This is a genomic window from Rhodococcus sp. 7Tela_A2 (assembly GCF_049311045.1).
GTDB lineage: Bacteria > Actinomycetota > Actinomycetes > Mycobacteriales > Mycobacteriaceae > Rhodococcus.
Map to the genome: position 1 here is coordinate 1 of NZ_JAXION010000100.1, position 16,293 is coordinate 16,293.

At 69.5% G+C, this 16,293-nt stretch carries 16 protein-coding genes and 1 pseudogene; 9 read left to right on the plus strand and 8 right to left on the minus strand.

Features of this window, described 5'->3' with window-relative positions:
* Positions 1-70: 70 nt before the first annotated feature.
* The 3 genes from TVH25_RS16730 to TVH25_RS16740 all read left to right on the plus strand — a co-directional run bounded on the left by TVH25_RS16730 (position 71) and on the right by TVH25_RS16740 (position 3,384).
* Positions 71-1,675, plus strand: a complete 1,605-nt coding sequence (locus TVH25_RS16730) for an alpha/beta hydrolase (RefSeq protein ID WP_422424886.1) — start codon at positions 71-73, stop codon at positions 1,673-1,675.
* On the plus strand, positions 1,672-2,160 hold the full coding sequence (locus TVH25_RS16735) for an LppA family lipoprotein (RefSeq protein ID WP_169622659.1): 489 nt from the start codon (positions 1,672-1,674) through the stop codon (positions 2,158-2,160). The genes TVH25_RS16730 and TVH25_RS16735 overlap by 4 nt, the downstream gene beginning before the upstream one ends.
* Positions 2,161-2,262: 102 nt before the next feature.
* Positions 2,263-3,384, plus strand: coding sequence for a hypothetical protein (locus tag TVH25_RS16740; protein WP_422424888.1), 1,122 nt, complete (start codon positions 2,263-2,265; stop codon positions 3,382-3,384).
* Between the two features lie 14 nt (positions 3,385-3,398).
* Here TVH25_RS16740 and TVH25_RS16745 read toward each other — a convergent pair whose 3' ends face one another.
* Complete coding sequence (locus TVH25_RS16745) at positions 3,399-4,355, minus strand: glycerate kinase (protein WP_422424889.1); 957 nt, start codon at positions 4,353-4,355, stop codon at positions 3,399-3,401.
* Between the two features lie 57 nt (positions 4,356-4,412).
* Positions 4,413-5,360 carry a hydroxymethylglutaryl-CoA lyase gene (locus TVH25_RS16750; protein WP_422424891.1) on the minus strand — a complete coding sequence of 316 codons (948 nt, stop codon included), beginning with the start codon at positions 5,358-5,360 and terminating at the stop codon, positions 4,413-4,415.
* Between the two features lie 162 nt (positions 5,361-5,522).
* On the opposite strand from TVH25_RS16750, the gene TVH25_RS16755 reads away from it, so the two are divergent.
* Entirely contained in the window at positions 5,523-5,720 is a 198-nt protein-coding gene (locus TVH25_RS16755; protein WP_422424893.1) for a hypothetical protein, read from the plus strand.
* Between the two features lie 58 nt (positions 5,721-5,778).
* Entirely contained in the window at positions 5,779-7,974 is a 2,196-nt protein-coding gene (locus TVH25_RS16760; protein ID WP_422424894.1) for a hypothetical protein, read from the plus strand.
* Positions 7,975-8,001: 27 nt separating this feature from the next.
* Here TVH25_RS16760 and TVH25_RS16765 read toward each other — a convergent pair whose 3' ends face one another.
* Positions 8,002-9,366 (minus strand): wax ester/triacylglycerol synthase domain-containing protein, encoded by a 1,365-nt coding sequence (locus TVH25_RS16765; protein WP_422424896.1) that lies wholly within the window; start codon positions 9,364-9,366, stop codon positions 8,002-8,004.
* A gap of 178 nt (positions 9,367-9,544) precedes the next feature.
* On the opposite strand from TVH25_RS16765, the gene TVH25_RS16770 reads away from it, so the two are divergent.
* The 3 genes from TVH25_RS16770 to TVH25_RS16780 all read left to right on the plus strand — a co-directional run bounded on the left by TVH25_RS16770 (position 9,545) and on the right by TVH25_RS16780 (position 12,228).
* The gene (locus TVH25_RS16770; protein WP_422424898.1) at positions 9,545-10,450 is read left to right on the plus strand and encodes a hypothetical protein; all 906 of its coding nucleotides are present in this window, start codon (positions 9,545-9,547) and stop codon (positions 10,448-10,450) included.
* A 75-nt stretch (positions 10,451-10,525) separates the two neighbouring features.
* Positions 10,526-10,882 (plus strand): PadR family transcriptional regulator, encoded by a 357-nt coding sequence (locus TVH25_RS16775; protein WP_422424899.1) that lies wholly within the window; start codon positions 10,526-10,528, stop codon positions 10,880-10,882.
* Positions 10,882-12,228, plus strand: coding sequence for a permease prefix domain 1-containing protein (locus tag TVH25_RS16780; protein WP_378527596.1), 1,347 nt, complete (start codon positions 10,882-10,884; stop codon positions 12,226-12,228). The genes TVH25_RS16775 and TVH25_RS16780 overlap by 1 nt, the downstream gene beginning before the upstream one ends.
* Positions 12,229-12,238: 10 nt before the next feature.
* Here TVH25_RS16780 and TVH25_RS16785 read toward each other — a convergent pair whose 3' ends face one another.
* The 5 genes and pseudogenes from TVH25_RS16785 to TVH25_RS16805 all read right to left on the minus strand — a co-directional run.
* Positions 12,239-12,898 (minus strand): response regulator, encoded by a 660-nt coding sequence (locus tag TVH25_RS16785; protein WP_422424900.1) that lies wholly within the window; start codon positions 12,896-12,898, stop codon positions 12,239-12,241.
* Positions 12,895-14,118 carry a sensor histidine kinase gene (locus TVH25_RS16790; RefSeq protein ID WP_422424901.1) on the minus strand — a complete coding sequence of 408 codons (1,224 nt, stop codon included), beginning with the start codon at positions 14,116-14,118 and terminating at the stop codon, positions 12,895-12,897. Before TVH25_RS16790 ends, TVH25_RS16785 begins: the two co-directional genes overlap by 4 nt.
* 166 nt (positions 14,119-14,284) lie before the next feature.
* Positions 14,285-14,818 carry a DUF1772 domain-containing protein gene (locus TVH25_RS16795; RefSeq protein ID WP_296548942.1) on the minus strand — a complete coding sequence of 178 codons (534 nt, stop codon included), beginning with the start codon at positions 14,816-14,818 and terminating at the stop codon, positions 14,285-14,287.
* An 81-nt stretch (positions 14,819-14,899) separates the two neighbouring features.
* Positions 14,900-15,559: an SDR family oxidoreductase gene (locus TVH25_RS16800; RefSeq protein ID WP_169622667.1), complete on the minus strand. Its 660-nt coding sequence runs from the start codon at positions 15,557-15,559 to the stop codon at positions 14,900-14,902.
* An 85-nt stretch (positions 15,560-15,644) separates the two neighbouring features.
* Positions 15,645-15,821, minus strand: a pseudogene (locus tag TVH25_RS16805) (L-2-hydroxyglutarate oxidase); the annotation flags it as partial.
* A gap of 83 nt (positions 15,822-15,904) precedes the next feature.
* On the opposite strand from TVH25_RS16805, the gene TVH25_RS16810 reads away from it, so the two are divergent.
* Positions 15,905-16,246 (plus strand): winged helix-turn-helix domain-containing protein, encoded by a 342-nt coding sequence (locus TVH25_RS16810; protein ID WP_169652653.1) that lies wholly within the window; start codon positions 15,905-15,907, stop codon positions 16,244-16,246.
* The last annotated feature ends 47 nt before the right edge of the window (positions 16,247-16,293 follow it).

Below are 16,293 nucleotides of genomic sequence, written 5' to 3' on the forward strand. Positions count from 1 at the left end.
GGCGGAGACACTCCGCCGGGCCGGACGTTTTCTGCCCCTACGCTGCCGCGGCAGGGGGTGGAGCATGAGAATGCACGATCTGATCCGGTGGGACCCGGACGCGCTGAGCGACTTCGAGGAAACCCTGGGGCGATGTGCTGCCGATGTGGAGCACGTGCGCGAGGCGGTGACTATGCGGGCGCGGTGTGAAGGCCGCTGGGGCGGTGACGCGCACGATGCTGCCGGCCGGCAGGTCGCCCTGTGCACCGAGGCGCTTGCGGCCCGGTCGGATTCGCTTCTCCGGGTGCGGGACTGCGCGCTCCTGGTCGCACCGAGACTGCGGACGCTCCGCGCCGAGCTCGAGGCGATACGGTCCGACGCCGCCGCGGACGGTGTCGTGGTCGCCGACGACGGCACCGTGCGTCCGGCGCCGGGCGCGTCGCCGGTCACCGCCGTCCGTGCCGGAGTCCAGGGTCGGGTCGCCGCGCTGCTCGCGCACGCCGCCGAACTCGACCGCGAGGCGGCGCAGATGCTCTCGCACGAACTCGACGAGCCCGGTCGCGCCGAGAACGCGACATCCTTGCGATTCGGTGGCACCCGCACGGAGGTGCCCGACCTGCCCGGTCCTCCCGCGCCGGGTACCCCGCCCGACGTGGTCGCGCGCTGGTGGGCCGGGCTGGACGAGCGCGACCGCACCGCCCTGCTCTCCGGGCACCCCGCGCTGATCGGAGCACTGGACGGAATTCCGGCCGGCCCGCGCGACGCCGCCAACCGCGCGCTCCTCGGCATCGAACGCCGGCGACTCGAGGGGGTCGCAGCGCAGTTGCAGGCCGAACTCGGCGGCACCGTGTTCGGTGGCCTGTTCATCGACGCGGACGCCGGACTCGAGCAGACGGCCAAGAAACTCGCGGCGATCGACGCGCTCGACGAGGTGCTGGCACGAGGGGACCGGCATCTCCTGGCCCTCGATCTGACGGGCCGGGAGGCGATGGCCGCGGTCGCGGTCGGGAATGTCGACGACGCCGACCGGGTGGCTGTATTCGTGCCGGGTGCGGGCTCCACGCTCCAGGGCAGTCTCGGCGGGTACGACACGCAGGTCTCGGCGTTACGCGATCAAGCGCATCAGCACCTCGGTGACGCCGCGGAGAACGGCGGCAGGGTCGCCGCAGTCACGTGGCTGAACTATCAGGCGCCGCAATGGGGTTGGGGACTGGCGTATACCGAGCGCAGCCCCGTCTCCGAACTCGCGGCACAGATCGCGGCACCACGCCTGTCGGGTTTCCTGGACGGTCTCGGGGCATCGAGGGCCGACGCCCCCGACATCACCGTGGTGGGGCATTCCTACGGCGCCGTCGTCGCGGGTCTCGCGCTCCAGCAGGGTGCCGACGCCGACGCCGCGGTGTTCCTGGGCGCGCCGGGGATCGGCACGGACGACGTGCGCGATCTCGGATTGTCCGAGGGTGCAGCATATCTGGTGGAGGCCAGGTGGGATGCGTTTGCCGACGTGGGCACTTTCGGCGGCGACCCGAGCTTCCTCGACGGGCTGACGCACCTGCCCTCGGGTGCGGGCGCGTCGGCCACCGGAGAACCACTCACCGCGATCACCGGGCACAGTTCCTATCTCCAACCCGGTTCGACGAGTTCCTACCAGGTCGCCGCGGTCGTCTCCGGTGCTGCGGGACGAGGTGCAGCATGAGGCGCGCGGTGATCCGCGCCGCGGTACTGCTCGCTGTTCTCGTTGCCCTACCCGCCTGCGGTCCACGTCCGGTCCCCGTTGCGAAGCCGGAACCGGTGGCATCGACGAGCAGAGGTGCCGTCGCGTTCTACACCGGCGCGCAGCGCTCCGTCCTCACCGCGCTGTCCGCAGAATTTCCGGACCTGCACTTCACGCCGCGGTTCGCGCGAACGTCGACCGCGTGCACTTTGCCTGACGGCGCCGTCGGCGTCCTCGTGCACCTGCCCATCTACGGATCGGAGGTGCCGGTGCCTGCCGACGCGCTGAGCCGGGCCGCTGCGGTGGTCGAGAAGGTCGCGGCACGTTCGGGATTCCACGAACCGCTCGTCATGCCGCCGGATGTGGGATTCGCGTTTCGGATGTTCGCCGCGGACGGTTCGTACATCACGTTCGGGAGCTACGTCGCGTCGACGGTCGCCCTCACCACCGGCTGCTACCGGCAGTGACCCCGGTGGCGAGTTGTCCCCGATTGTCTCCGGGCTGTCGGCTACGCTCGTGCTTTCCGTGCTGAAACCTGCGAGTCGGCGAGGGGACAGGATATGCGTCCGATGCTCGGCATTGCCGTGGACGACGGTGAGGTGTGCGCGGTACTCGTCGACGCCGACGTGCCTTCGCTCGGACCGTTCGACTCTCAGCGGCTGGTTCCGGAACGCGGTGCGGCCGCTGCAGACACCGCGGCGCGCGCCGTCGTCGCAATGACGGAGCGAGCCGCGACGGCCTCGTTGGCGATCCAGGCGATCGGGCTGACGGTGACGCCCGGCGGCGCCGACGAGGCCCAGGACATCGCTGCCGCGATCGGGGCTGTTACCGACAGCGCCGTCCAGGTCGTCGACCTCGACGACGCGCGGCTGGCGTACCTCGCCGGTGCTCCGGAACTCTCGTCGACCCCGGTGCTCGCAGTCCACACCCGCACCGGAGGCGTCGAATCCGCCTCGATCGTCGACACGGGGTCGCGTGCCGTGCTCGCGTCGGTCTCTCCGTCCGGCGATGTGTTCGGCGGGTACTCCGAATCGCTGCCGGAGGCGATGGACGAAGCGATCGCCCGCGCGGGACGGACGCCGCAAGCCCTGGTGTTCCTCGACCTGCAGCCCGGCGACGCCGGACCGGCGAGGGAACTGGCAACGATCCTGGGCGTCCCGTTCGTCACTCCGCACGGCGTGCCCTGGCATCGCGCGACCGGTGCATCGCTCGTCGCTGCGAAACGGACCGAACCGGTGGCCGCCGCCGCGCCTGCACCCGGCCGGGGCAGGGGAGCGGCCCTCCTCGCCGCTCTCGTCGCACTGGTCGCGATTCTCGGTGGCGGCCTCGCCGTGGCCGTCGGCGGGATCGCGCAGACGAACGGTTCCACGCCGGATGATCCGGGCACCTCGCTGTCACCCTCTGCACCCGCGCAGGAACCTGCACCCGCGCAGGAACCTGCACCCGCGCAGGAACCGGCGTCGGTGGCGGTGCCGGTACCGGAAACGCCTGTCGCGGTGACACCGGACCCGTGCGAAGCAGCGCGGCCGGTGTCGTGGCCCGCCCGCGCGTCCGACCCCGACCTGCCCGGCCCCTCCGGAGCGGGAGCGGATCGCGGCCCCGGTACCACCGGCCCCGGCGCCGTCGGTCCCGACGGGGCCGTACCCGCAGAGCCGGATCCGTGCGCACCGGAGCGCCCCGTCGTGCCCTGACGCCGAACGCCGTGTCAGAGGCGCAGTCCCGCGCCCGCCCGGATCATCGCGCCGGTGTCCGACGCGACCACGACATCGGTGAAGCGGGTGCGATAGTCGCCGAGATCGTCGCCGACCGAGCCCACGACCGCGACCACGGGCACGCCGTCACAGCGCGCGAGAATCGCCGAGACGATCTTGCCCGCGCGCGACTGCCCGTCGAGCCTGCCCTCGCCCACGACCACCAGGTCCGCATCGCGCACGGCAGCGTCGAAACCCACGGAGTCGAGCACGAAGTCGGCACCGGAGCGCAGTTCCGCCCCGAACCGTGCCCACATGCCACCGGAAAACCCACCCGCGGCACCGGTTCCGGCGACCTCTCGCGGGTCGCGGGGGAGCGACAGGGCAGTCTCCTCGAGGCGGCGGGCCAGGGCCTCGACTGTCGCGGGATCGGCGCCCTTCTGCGGTCCGAACACCCGCGCCGCATCGGTGTACCGGGTCGTGACGTCCGTCAGGACCGTCACTCGTGCGCCACCGAGGCCGCCGGCGTCGTCGATCGCGGCGATGGCGCCGAGTCCACCGTCGGTGGTCGCAGATCCGCCTGCCGCCACGACGATATGGCGGGCACCGCGCTGCGCCGCTGTGGCCATGAGCATTCCGGTGCCGTAGGTGTCCGCCGTGACCGCGTCGCGCGGGCCGTCGTGTGGCGTGGTGATGCCGCTCGCCGCGGCGAGTTCGACGACGGCGGTGCCGTCCGGGCCGATGCCGAACACAGCCCGGCACGGCACCCTCCACGGATTCACCGCGTCGGCCTCGACGCGCTCGAGGCCGAGGGGGCCGAGCAGGGCGTCGAGGGTGCCTTCACCACCGTCGGCGACGGGCATGCGCACCGCACGGTGTCCTGCGGACTCGGCGCCGGTGGCCACGGCCTCGGCAACGTCGGCCGCGCCGTACGTGCCCTTGAAACTGTCGGGTGCGATCAGAATCCGCACGGCACCCGCCGATCGGTCGCCGGACCGTGCGCCGTCACCGCAGCACCCCGTGCGCCGTCACCGCAGGACCCACTCGAAGGCCTGCGCGTCGGAGCGCGCACCCTGGCGCGCCCGGGAGCGGTTCGGTTCGCCGAGTTCGGTGACGAGGCCCTCGCCGAGGTGCACGAGCGCACCGAAACCGGCCGGTGTCAGCCACGACGGACGTGTCGCGAACAGCAGGTCTTCGCTCGCGGTGTTGCCGCTTGCTCCCGGCGCGAACGGGCAACCGCCGAGTCCAGCGAGCGCGCCGTCGACCACGCTCGCCCCGGCCGCCACCGCTGCGAGACTGTTCGCGACACCGAGGCCCCAGGTGTCGTGGCCGTGGTAGACGATGCGCCGCTGCGGTGATTCCGTGCGCACCCGGGTCACCAGTGCCGATACCTGACCGGGTACCGCCTGACCCAGGGTGTCGGCGAGGACGATGTCCGCCGCGCCGTCGGTACGCGGGTCGTTCGCGATCTCCAGCATCCGGTCGGGGTCGACCGGACCGTCGAACGGGCAGGTGAACGCCGTGGCGAGACACAGTTGGATGCTGCCCCCCACGGCGTGTGCTTGGTCCACGGCAGCCGGCATCGCCTCGAGGCTCGCGTCGGTGTCGCGGCCGATGTTGGCTCGGTTGTGAGCGTCCGACACCGAGAAGCAGTATTGGAAGCGGCGTACGCCTGCCGCGATCGCCTTCTCCACGTGCCGTGGGGTCGCGACCCACACCCAGCACCGATCGAGTTCTTCCGGGGTGAGTGCCGACACCAGTTCGAGGGTGTTGGCCATCGGAGGAACGAGATCGGGGCGGGCGAGCGACCCGATCTCCAGTTCCGGTACCCCTGCGGCGAACAGGGCCCGCACCACCTCGACCTTGCGTTCGGTGGACAGCATCTTCCCGGTGAGCTGCAGGCCGTCACGCAGCGTCACGTCCCGCAGGATCGCCACGTCCGCCTGAGGATCGTTGCCGGTCTTCGGATCGGTCAACCTCGTGCCTCCACCCTCTCGCGCATCGTTCTCGTCGGACCCAGTATGGTCGCGCGGCAAGACGAGCACGATTCGTGGACACACCGCGTGCCCGGCGAAGGATCTGTGACAAGTGACACTATCCTTCGGATCGGATGGAGACTTGCCGGAAGGTACGGGGAAATGAGTGTGTTCGTAGGGAAAGCGCTGCTCTGGTTCGCGCTGCTCATCGGTCTGGTCGGAGCCGGCATCGCCGTGTACGCCCTCCATGTCCACGGCGCGGTGGGCTCGCTCATCGTGGCCTCGGTTGCGGGGCTGGTGTTGCTGCGTTTGCGGTCGGAAGCTCAGGGCGACACCGAACGTGATGCCGCCGCGACGTGATGCGCGCTGGTCCCGCTGAGCGTGCACGCGTCGGCGGAAGGCTCGCCGACGGGCCGAAATGTATGCTTGGCGGCCGGGTGTCCTGATCAGGGCGTCGGTCGCGGAAACGGTGTCCGCGGCCGTCCCTTCGGTCGTGGAAGAGGAGCAACAGGTCGTGTCGCTGTGGTCGCGGGCATTGTCGGTCGAGGAACTCGAGGACCGGCCGTGGAGTGAGCTGATGCCGTGGCTCGATCGGTACGGGTCGGCGCGTACTGTCGCGCTCTCGGCGCTCGCCCCTACCGCCCGGTGGTGGGAGGTCCAGTCGCCGGCCGACACCGCGCACGAGGCGGGGATTCCCGAGATGTGCGCGGAGCTGGCCCGGATCTACGTCACCGATCACCCGGACCTGCGCTTCGCGGATGCGTTGCGTCGCGAGGTGGAAGTGCCGGTCTCCGCGCTCGACCTCGATGCCGCCGCGGCAACGGTGATCGCGCGCCTTCCGCACGCGCCCACCACCGCCGAGTTGTTCAGTCGCAGTCCGGCGGACCTGTTCGTGGTGCGTGGTTCCGACCGCGAAACCGTCGACGAGATCGTGTGTGCGGTCCTCGTCGCGACGGTGCTGCGCGACTCGGACTCCGCTGCTTCCGCGCCCGGGACCGCCGAGATGTCTGCGGGTTCGAGGACAGATGTACCGGCGCTCGACCTGCTCCTCGAGGACCTCGCGCAGCTGGCACGCTGGCGCATGCTCAGCGGCGACCACGAGAGTCCCCTGCTGCGTGTGGAACTCGACGAGGGAGCGCCCGAGGAGGTCCGGACCGTGGCAGCGCGTATCCGTGCGCTGACCGCCCTCGATCTCCCGGTCGCCCCGCCGGGCGACCCCATTGCCGAGCTCGGCGACTACATCGAGGCGCTGCCCGAACCGGAACGTCAGGCGCTGCGACGACGGGTCCGGGACGGCGTCGACGACCCGGCGGCACCGTCGACGTTCCCGTTCGGCACGGCGGTCGGTGATCTGCTCGCGGCGTTGCGCGTGCGGGTACGGCCGGTCGCCTCGTTCGACCGGATCCTGCGCGACTTTCCGGTCCTCACCCGTCCGGTCCCGGCGCTCGACGCGCCGTTGTGGAAGGTATTGCACCGCCTCGACGACCGATTCGAGGTGGCCGACGGCTGGGTGGCGGTTCCCGATCTGCCCGAAGCGGAGAAACAGACCCGGGCACTGCTCGCGGAATTCGAATCCGGCAACGGGGTCGTCGAACCCGCCGCCGTGCAGGCGACCTGGACGCTGCCGCCGGACGAGTTCGCCGCGTGGACGGAGTACTGCGGGACCGCGATGTTCGAGGGCAGGCTCCTCGCGCCGCGCGACGACCTCCCCGGCCGCGCCGCCCAGGTGCTCGAAGTGCTGGGTGATCCGCACACCGCCGACGAACTCGTCGCCCGCATGGGCGTGAACGCCGACGTGCACACTCTTTTCGCGGAACTGTCCGACGACGAGCGTTTTGCGGTCGCCGACGACCGGTGGTCGCTCGTGGAGTGGGACACCGATGTGGTGACCGCGATCCGCAACCGCATCGCGCGTCTCGTCGACGATCGACACGGCAGCGCTCCGGCCGACGTCGTCGAGACCGCGCTGGTGGAGCGGTTCGGGATCTCCGGCGATTCGGCCCGTACCTTCGCTGCCGGGGGCGAATTCGAGGTGGTCGACGGTCGCGTGCGACGCCGGCCGCGTGCCCACGTGCCGGTGTCGAAACCCGAGCGGACCCGCCGGCTCTACCGGCTCGACGACGGCTGGCGCCTGCGCATTCCGGTCACGCGCGATCACGTGCGCGGTGCCGAGTGTGCTGTGCCGTCGGCGGTTGCCGCGATCGTCGGGTGCGATCCGGGGAGCGAGATCGTTCTGCCTTCGCGCCTGGGAGGACAGACGCTGCGCTGGGCCGGGCCCGCACCGCTACTCGGGTCGATCCGCAGATTCCTCGAGGACCTCGGGGTGGATGCGGACGGGGAACTCTTCCTCGATTTCCGCGCCGACGGCCATTTCGACGTGCTGCCGCTGCGCACGGTCGCCGACAACGCCGAACCGTTGCGCAAGGCGCTCGCGCTGGTCGGGCACACGACTCCTGAGGTAGTCCCCGAGGACCGAATGGCCGAGGCGTTCGCGACGGCTCTGGGCCTGGGTGCGGAAACCCGGCCTCGTCGAATTCTGTCCGCCTACCGGGCCCGCCGGGAGACCGACGTGGTCGCCCTCCTCGAAGAAGCGTGGATACGCGTGCGGAGCTGAGCACGCTCACCGGACGATCGGTCGCGGCTATTGCGCCGACGTGCCGCCGACTGTGATCGCCTGGAACTGTTCGTGCAGGGCTTCTGTGAGTTCGCGAACCTCGGGAACGAGGTCGGGATCGACGATGATCGTCACTGTCAGGGTGCCGGCATACGACAGTGCCACGAAGGCGACGCCCACGTTTCCCGTATTGACGATCAGCGGCACAATCGCGGTGACCCTGGCTCCGGCGACCCTCAGCGGTGACGACGGGCCCGGCAGGTTGGACAGAAACGAATTGACCAGGTGCTGCCGATCCACGAACCAACGGAAGATCCGGATGGCTGCCAGGGCGCGGAACAGCGGGCCGAGCAGGGCCGCCGACCGCCCTCGCACGTTCGATTTCTGTGCACGGGTGCTGCGGGAAACGGAAACCAACCGCTGCGCCGGAGTTCCGGCCAGTGGTACCCGGACAGGCATGACGCCGACCTGATTGCCCAATTCCCCGTCCGTGTTCGCACCGCGAGCAGAGACCGGAACCGAGATCACCAACTCGGACGGGGACTCGCCACGCGTGCGCAGGATATCGGCAAGCGCACCGGAGGTGGCGACCAGCAGCACATCGTTGACAGTCGCGCCCCATCGCCGCCCCTCCACACGGGTCGCGTCCAGATCCACCTCGACCGTCCCGACCGCACGTCGAACACCCGTGGGCGCATTGAACGAACATCGCGGGGCACGTCCACCGATGCCCCGTCCGAGTTCCGCCCACGCCGCAGGAAGACCCGCGACGGACTGTGGAACTCGGCGCAGGCTGCGAAGCCGTTCGATCACGTTGTCGGCGAGCAGTTCTCTCGTCCTCGGCTTCGGACAGGCCCGGTGCCGGTCGGGCGGAATCGAGCGGCCCAGCTCGTCCGAGACGTCTGCTCCGTCGACCAGATGCGCCAGCACGGCCAGTCCTCCGATCCCGTCGGCCAGCACGTGATGCATCACCATCACCAGTGCTGTGTTCCCGTGCGGATCCGCGATGTCGGTGACGATAATCGCGCGCCACAGCGGCCGCGACCGCGGCAGTGGCCGGGTAAGTGCGTCCACCGCGAGTGCCATGGCGGCATCCCGGCTGCCGGGAACCGGGCATCGCACCTGCGACAGGTGAGCATCGACGTCGAAGTGCTCGTCGTCCAGCCAGTAGGGTCGGCCGAGCCCGAGCGCAGGTTCGGACAGGCACTGCCGCAGTCGCCGAATCCCGGTCAGTCGTTCGGTGAGCTCGGCCTGCAGCGCCACCGGGTCCGGCTCGACGTCACCGGCGAGGAAGATCGCGGCACCGACGTGGAGGGGCACCGGCCCGACATCCGAGACGAGTTCGGTCAGGTCGCCGGGACCGATGCGCTCTATCCGACTCGGGTCCGCCACCCCTCCAGGATCGCAGGTATCGCTCTCTGCCACGGGTGCACCGGACCGGGCGAGCCGGACTCGGCCCGGACACAGAAACCAGGGGGTCCGGTAAAGGTGACTCTGCGCCGCCGCCGGCTGCCGCCCACGATCGAGGGCACCTGATGCGTTCGGTTCTCGTCCGTAGCACGATGGAGCAATGACCGACGCGAGCACCGAACCCACCGCCACCGATTCCGTCGTGGACGCGCTGCGCGGGGCCGTGGCGTCCGTGGAAGCGGCCATTGTCCGTCTCGAGGGCGAAGATGCGGCTCCGGACACCGTGGAAAGCGTGCTCGCATCCGTAGGGGCGCCCGCGCTGGGCGATGTCGTCACGCGCCACAACGCCCTGACCAGGGCTGCCGCGATAGTCGACCACCGCGGCACGCTGCCCGACGCAGACTGGACGCCGCTGGCCGAGCTCGGGTCGCGGCTCGACGAGACCGTCGCGCGCGTGCAGGCTCACGCGTCGGCCCTGCTCGACGGAGCCGACGCGGACAGGCCGGTGCAGGAGCACCTGGAATACCTGCACACGATCGCGGTCGAGGAACGACTGGGCGAGACACTCCAGTTGCTCGTGCTGGTCGAGGACTGTCTGTTTCTGTGGCACCGGGTGCGCATCGCCCGGGAGGGCTCCGATCCGGAGGTCGTCGCGGCTGCCCGGTCGGCGCTCGCCCGGCACTTCGAGGGGGACGCCGACCTGTTGCGACGGGCGCGCAGGGCCCTGGCGCGGTTCGCGGAGGGATCGCCGCTCGAGGTGGTCCGCCGGCTGTCCTCGAGCCGCAGCACCCGCGCACTGTCGACACTGCGGCGCGATCTCGACGACTACCGCGCGGCCTTCCGGGCCGATGACGCCGGCTGGCTCGCGGACGAAGATCCGGATGTCGCCGAGGCGCTCGACTCCATCGACAGTCCCCTCAAGGCGGTCGGCGGAGCGCTCGGCGACGTCCTCGAGCGCGGTCGTGCCCGGGTGACGGAAACGTTGAGCCGCGACGACGGGGACAGGGCAGACGGGGACACGCCAGATGGGGACAGGGGATCTGCCGCGGATCCCGACCGGGCGTAACGCCCTCTAGCCCACGGATACCTCGAGCTGCTAGGTTCGCTTTATATCCCTAGATGCTCTAGGTATGGAGGGTTCGTGTTCATCGACAAGGATCTGGTCGCAGCCTCGGCGACGCCCCTGGTACTCGGCATACTCGCCGAGGGCGAGTCCTACGGATACGCAATCCTCAAGCGGGTCAACGAGCTGTCCGGCGGTCGCATCCAATGGACCGACGGAATGCTCTACCCCCTGCTACATCGCCTCGAGCGCGCGGGCTATGTGGTTGCGAGCTGGCATATCGCCGAGAACGGCCGTCGGCGCAAGCACTACACACTCACCGACGCCGGCACCGAGATGCTCGTCGAACGCGCGGCGCAATGGTCGGTCGTCGCCGCGACCCTCGAGAAGGTGTGGCAGTCCGCGCTGCCCCCGGCGGCAGAAGGGTTGACGTGATGGACGCCGACGCGCAACTCGAATCCCAGATCGCCCGCTGGCGCGGCTACGTCTCCGGTCACCGGGTGATTTCCCCGCTCGACGTCGACGAGATGGAAGGCCACCTGCGGGATCAGGTCGAGGATCTCTCGGCTGCCGGGCTGACGTCGAGCGAAGCATTCCTGGTCGCGGTGGGACGCATGGGCAGCGTGGACGAGATTTCTCGCGAGTTCGCCCGCGAACATTCCGACCGCCTGTGGAAGCAACTCGTGCTCGTTCCGGCAGGCACCGAGTCCGCCTCCGGCCGGCATCCGCGTGAGCTGGGCGTGGTGATCGCGCTCGCGGCCTGCGCGGGGGTGGCCGTCAAAGCCGGACTGGAGTGGCTCCCGGAGCAGGCACTGGTACGCAATGCGTCGCTGTTCGTGTTGCCGTTCCTCGTCGCATACTTCGCCTGGAAGCGCGATATGCCGGTGCGCGCCGCGGTGGCCCTGGCGATTCCGTTCCTGCTCACGGCGTCGGCGCTGAACCTTTTCCCGTTCGTCGCCGCCGGCTCCACCGAAATCATCGCGGCGATCCACGCCCCCATTCTGTTGTGGCTCGTCGTGGGAGTCGCGTACGTGGGAGGCGAGTGGCGATCCCAACGGCGGCGGATGGACTTCGTGAGGTTCACCGGGGAGTGGGTCGTCTATCTGACCTTGCTCGCGCTCGGCGGCGCGGTCCTCGTCGGACTCACCCTCGGGGCCTTCGGTGCCTTGGGCGTCGACGTCGAGTGGTTCCTCGAACAATGGGTCGTGCCCTTCGCGCCTCCCGGAGCGATGATCGCGGCGGCCTGGCTCGTCGAGGCCAAACAGGAGGTGATCGAGAACATCGCTCCCGTCCTCACCCGGGTGTTCACGCCGCTCACCGTCGCGATGCTGCTCGCGCTGTTCGTCGCGTCCGTGGCATCGCGCAGCATCCTGGGCGTCGATCGCGAACTGCTCATCCTCATGGATCTGATCCTGGTGCTGGTCCTCGGGCTGTTGCTGTATTCCATCTCCGCCCGCGACCCGCACGCGCCTCCGGACGTGTTCGACACTCTTCAGGTCGTTCTGGTCGCCGCAGCGCTGGCCGTCGACGCACTCATGCTCGCCGCGATGCTCACGCGGATCGCCGAGTTCGGATTCACCGCCAACAAGGTGACGGCGCTCGGGCTGAACCTGGTCCTGCTGGTCAACCTGGTCGGGGCCGGATGGTTCGGCGTCCGCTTCTTGCGCCGCCGTTGCGGTTTCGACGCCGTGGAACGCTGGCAGACGCGGTACCTGCCCGTCTACGGCGTGTGGGCCGCGGTTGCGGTCGTCGTCATCCCGCCGCTGTTCGGGTTCGGGTAACGACCGGGGTCTACCGATCCTCCGGCGTGACGAGGCCGGTACGGAAGGCGATCGCGACGAGGCCGGCGCGGTCGCGCGCACGCAGTTTGGTGAGGATGCGGGTCACATGCGTGCGGACCGTTGCGGGACTGATGAACAGCTTCGAGCCGATCCCCTCGTTCGACAGACCCAGGCCGACCTCGGCAAGGATCTCGCGTTCCCGGTTCGTGAGTCCGTCGAGTTGCCCGGTGTCGCGCGCGCCTGCCCCGCGTGCGGCGGCCTGCATCACGCGCCGGGTGACAGTCGGCGAGAGCATGGCGTCCCCGCCCGCCACGGTGCGGATCGCGTTGCGGAGATCTCCGGGTGCGGTGTCCTTCACGAGGAAGCCGACGGCACCCGCACGGATCGCGTCGAGCACGTTGTCGTCGGTGTCGAATGTCGTGAGTACCACCACGTGCACGCGGGAAAGCGCCGGATCGCCGATGATCCGGCGGGTCGCGGCGATCCCGTCGGTCCCGGGCATCCGAATATCCATCAGCACCACATCGGGACGCGTCTCGGTGACCACGCGCACGCCTGCGTCCCCGTCGTCCGCCTCGCCCGCCACCACGATGTCGTCCGTGCGCTCGAGCAATGCGCGCAGTCCTTCACGCACAAGAGCCTGATCGTCGACGAGCACGACCCGGATCATGACGGACCTCCTGCGGGAATGCGGGCATCGACGACGAATCCTCCGCCGTCCGGAGTACCGGTGTCGACGGTCCCGCCCAGCAACGCGACGCGTTCGCGCATGCCGGTCAGGCCCCATCCGGTGGTGCGGCCACCCCGCGACCCGCGGCCGTTGTCACTCACGCAGACTCGCAGTACATCGTTGTGGTGGTCCAGGGCGACAACGACTCTCGTCGCATCGGAATGACGGAGGACGTTGCTCAGAGCCTCCTGGATCACCCGGTACGCGGTCGCGTCCACCACGGCGGGCAGTGTTGCCGGGGTGCCCCGGGATTCGATGTGCACCGCTACGCCTGCGTCGGAGACGGTGTCGACGAGTCGAGGGATCTCGGCGAGTCCGGGTGTAGGCGAGTGGTCCCCGCGTGCTGTGGTGCCGGCGGGGGAGCGGAGTGCCTCGACCGTGGCATGCAGTTCGGACACCGCGCGCGAACACGAGTCGCGAACGGCCACCAGCGATCGGCGTGCGAGGGCGGGATCGTCGTCGAGGGACTCGGCAGCCACGTCGGTGTGCAGCGAGATCACGGACACGGTGTGCGCGAGCAGGTCGTGGAGATCGCGTGCGATCTGCAGCCGTTCGCGTTCGACGCGACGGGCGGCCTCGCGTTCGCGCTCGAGGCGGGCCGCGTGTTCCCTGCGGACCAGTTCTCGGCCGAGTGCGCGTCTGGACCGCACGCTGTCGCCCAGTGCGATCACTGCCGCCATCAGACCCACCGACCCCGCCGATTCGAATCCGAGCAGGTAGGCAAGATCATCGCCCTGGAACATCCTGACCGCTGTCGAGAGGATCACCAGCGCGCCCGAAACGGCGATCGCGCATCGCAGGTGCCCGGACTCCGCGGCCGAGTACAGCGCCACCGCAAGCGGGAGGGCCAAGCCGATGGGCGGGAACCCCAGGGCGTAATACGCCACCAGGACGGCGGCCGTGACGAGCAGAACGGTAACCGGGCGCTGCCGGCGGAAGAAGACCGGTGCGGCGAACAACGCGCCGAACAGGAAGGCGAGCGCAGGTGGCCCCTGCTCGCCGCCCCCGAGATCGGCGGCGATCGCGATGCAGATGATCGCGAACAATCCCCCGGCGAGGAGCGCATCGGTCGTGCGGTCCTGCCGGAACATATTTCCGGCTGCTGGGCTGGTCTGCGCGGAGATGGTCGGTGCCTTTCCTCCGGTCGTGCGTGTGATCACCGTTCCGGGCGGCAGTGACGGAGTACCCGGCGATCCCGCCCGCACGTGTGGCGATCGGCGCTACGTCGGCGAGATTACCGGCGGCCGCCTGGGCCCGGCACAGAAATGCGCGTACGGCGAGGGTCGTCCCCTCGCCGTACGCCCGCGAGCGGAACTACCGGGCGTGTCACCCGACCCGAGCCTCGACCGGCACGGGCGTGGACGTGCGAGCCGTGAGCGCCTTGAACAACGCGACGAAGGCCAGGACGGCAGTCACGCCGCTCATGGTCAGACGAACCCAGTGGCCTGTCTCGAACTCGACCGCGGTCTGTCGGAGTACTTCGACAGAATGCACGGCGGTCCCTTCGTCGAACATGATCGTGTTCCGTGGCCAGAAGTAGAAGGCCGAGAACGCGAACTCGCCGAAGACCAGCGAGATCAGGCTCGCCACCGCCCACGGCCGGAGCTTCTTGTCGCGCCGGAGCAGGAACACGGACGCCGCTGCGAGGGCTACCGTCAGCGCACCCAGAGGCGGGAAGAAGTCCGACGGACCGGCTTCCGACATGAACTCGACGGTCAGATCCAGAGACGCCGGGGGATCGTGGAAAACGTTGGGGTAGAGGATGACTGTTTCGGTGAGGATTGCACCGAACGCGATGAGCGTGACCCAGCTGTAGGCCACGATCACCGCGGTACGGGGCGAGAAAGTGTTGTGTGTCATGGTGACGACGCTAGTTTTCCGGCGTGTCACCGTCGTCCGTCCGGCGACGTAACCGCAGTACGACTTCCGACGTAGGCCGGATTACCGGAGTGCGTCCAGCGCCTCGCCGATCGGCGTGTCGCCGTTGTTGAATTCGATGGTGAGACCGGCGGTTTCGGGTCGCTCGAGTACCGCGGCGGCGACGGCCGCCACATCCGCACGCGACACTTCGCCCGGTTCGGTCGCGCCGTGACCCGCGATGTCGATGCGGCCCGTGGGCGGATCCAGCGTGAGTTTGCTCGGCCCGAGGATCGTCCAGTCCAACTCGGCGGCCCGCAGATGCGTGTCGGCCGCGGCCTTCGCCTCGGCGTAGGCGTAGAAACTGTTGTCCTCCGGCACACCGTGATCTGGACGCGACCCGTAGTACGAGATCATCACATACCGCCGGACACCCGCCTGCTGCGCCGCCGTCATCGATGCGATCGCGGCGTCGCGATCCACGGCGTATGTGCGGAGCGCGCTGCCCCCGCCTGCGCCTGCGGACCACACGACCGCATCGTGACCCTGCAGCAACTCGTTGAACGCGAGCGCATCGAGTTGTTCGACGTCGGCAACCACCGGCGTGCCACCGGCGGCGCGCACGTCGTCGGCGTGGTCGGGATTGCGGATGACCGCGCTGACCTCGTGGCCGGCGTCGGAGAGGAGACGTTCGAGGTGGAGCGCCACCTTGCCGTGTCCGCCGAAAACCGCGATACGTGCCATGTCGATGCTCCTAGCGTCGTGGGGAATTCTTCCGGTGTGCATGCCCGTATTCGTTCGTCTCTACGCGTGGGCGTCCTCGGCGCACGCGTTCGAGGGCCGTCGCGACGAGGTGTTCGGCAATGGCGAGGGACGACGTGGCGCCGGGTGACGGGGCGTTGCACAGGTGAACGAGGCGTCCCTGTCCGGTGATGACGAAATCGTCTTCGACGCTGCCGTCGGCGTTCATCGCTTGCGCCCGGACACCGCGCGGTCCGGCGTGCACGACACCGCTGTTGTGGCCGGTCCAAGAGCAGCACCGGCGGCAACACAGTTCCGGTGTTACGTAAAAGTGTTACGGTGTCCGGTATGGCCTACAAGTACGAAGCCGTCGCAACCGATCTCCAGCACCGGATGACGTGGAACGAATGGGCAGTCGGCGACCAGCTCCCGGGGATCCACGAGCTCGCGGCTCACTACGCGGTGTCGCCGTCCGTGGTGAAGGACGCGCAGGAAGTGCTGCGGAAGGAGGGGTTCATCGAGACGCGGCAGGGAAGGGGCTCCTTCGTCGTCTCGATCCCGGAACCGGGGGACATGACGCTCGGCATCCGACGGCACCTCGAGGCGATCCGGGCGGATCTTGCCGAGGCCCGCGACGCGGTGGTGCGCGCGGAACGCCGACTCGCGGAGCTGAGCGAAACAGTCGTGTAGGACGCATGACAGGCCTGTGGCCCGCAGATCTTCCGGATCTGCGGGCC

Bases quoted from the DNA above. Each gene is read 5' to 3' on its own strand.
- TVH25_RS16780 (WP_378527596.1), top strand. From the start codon at position 10,882: ATGGACGCCGACGCGCAACTCGAATCCCAGATCGCCCGCTGGCGCGGC.
- TVH25_RS16730 (WP_422424886.1), top strand. From the start codon at position 71: ATGCACGATCTGATCCGGTGGGACCCGGACGCGCTGAGCGACTTCGAG.
- TVH25_RS16770 (WP_422424898.1), top strand. From the start codon at position 9,545: ATGACCGACGCGAGCACCGAACCCACCGCCACCGATTCCGTCGTGGAC.
- TVH25_RS16760 (WP_422424894.1), top strand. From the start codon at position 5,779: ATGTATGCTTGGCGGCCGGGTGTCCTGATCAGGGCGTCGGTCGCGGAA.
- TVH25_RS16810 (WP_169652653.1), top strand. From the start codon at position 15,905: ATGGCCTACAAGTACGAAGCCGTCGCAACCGATCTCCAGCACCGGATG.
- TVH25_RS16735 (WP_169622659.1), top strand. From the start codon at position 1,672: ATGAGGCGCGCGGTGATCCGCGCCGCGGTACTGCTCGCTGTTCTCGTT.
- TVH25_RS16795 (WP_296548942.1), bottom strand. From the start codon at position 14,818: ATGACACACAACACTTTCTCGCCCCGTACCGCGGTGATCGTGGCCTAC.
- TVH25_RS16740 (WP_422424888.1), top strand. From the start codon at position 2,263: ATGCTCGGCATTGCCGTGGACGACGGTGAGGTGTGCGCGGTACTCGTC.
- TVH25_RS16800 (WP_169622667.1), bottom strand. From the start codon at position 15,559: ATGGCACGTATCGCGGTTTTCGGCGGACACGGCAAGGTGGCGCTCCAC.
- TVH25_RS16785 (WP_422424900.1), bottom strand. From the start codon at position 12,898: ATGATCCGGGTCGTGCTCGTCGACGATCAGGCTCTTGTGCGTGAAGGA.
- TVH25_RS16755 (WP_422424893.1), top strand. From the start codon at position 5,523: ATGAGTGTGTTCGTAGGGAAAGCGCTGCTCTGGTTCGCGCTGCTCATC.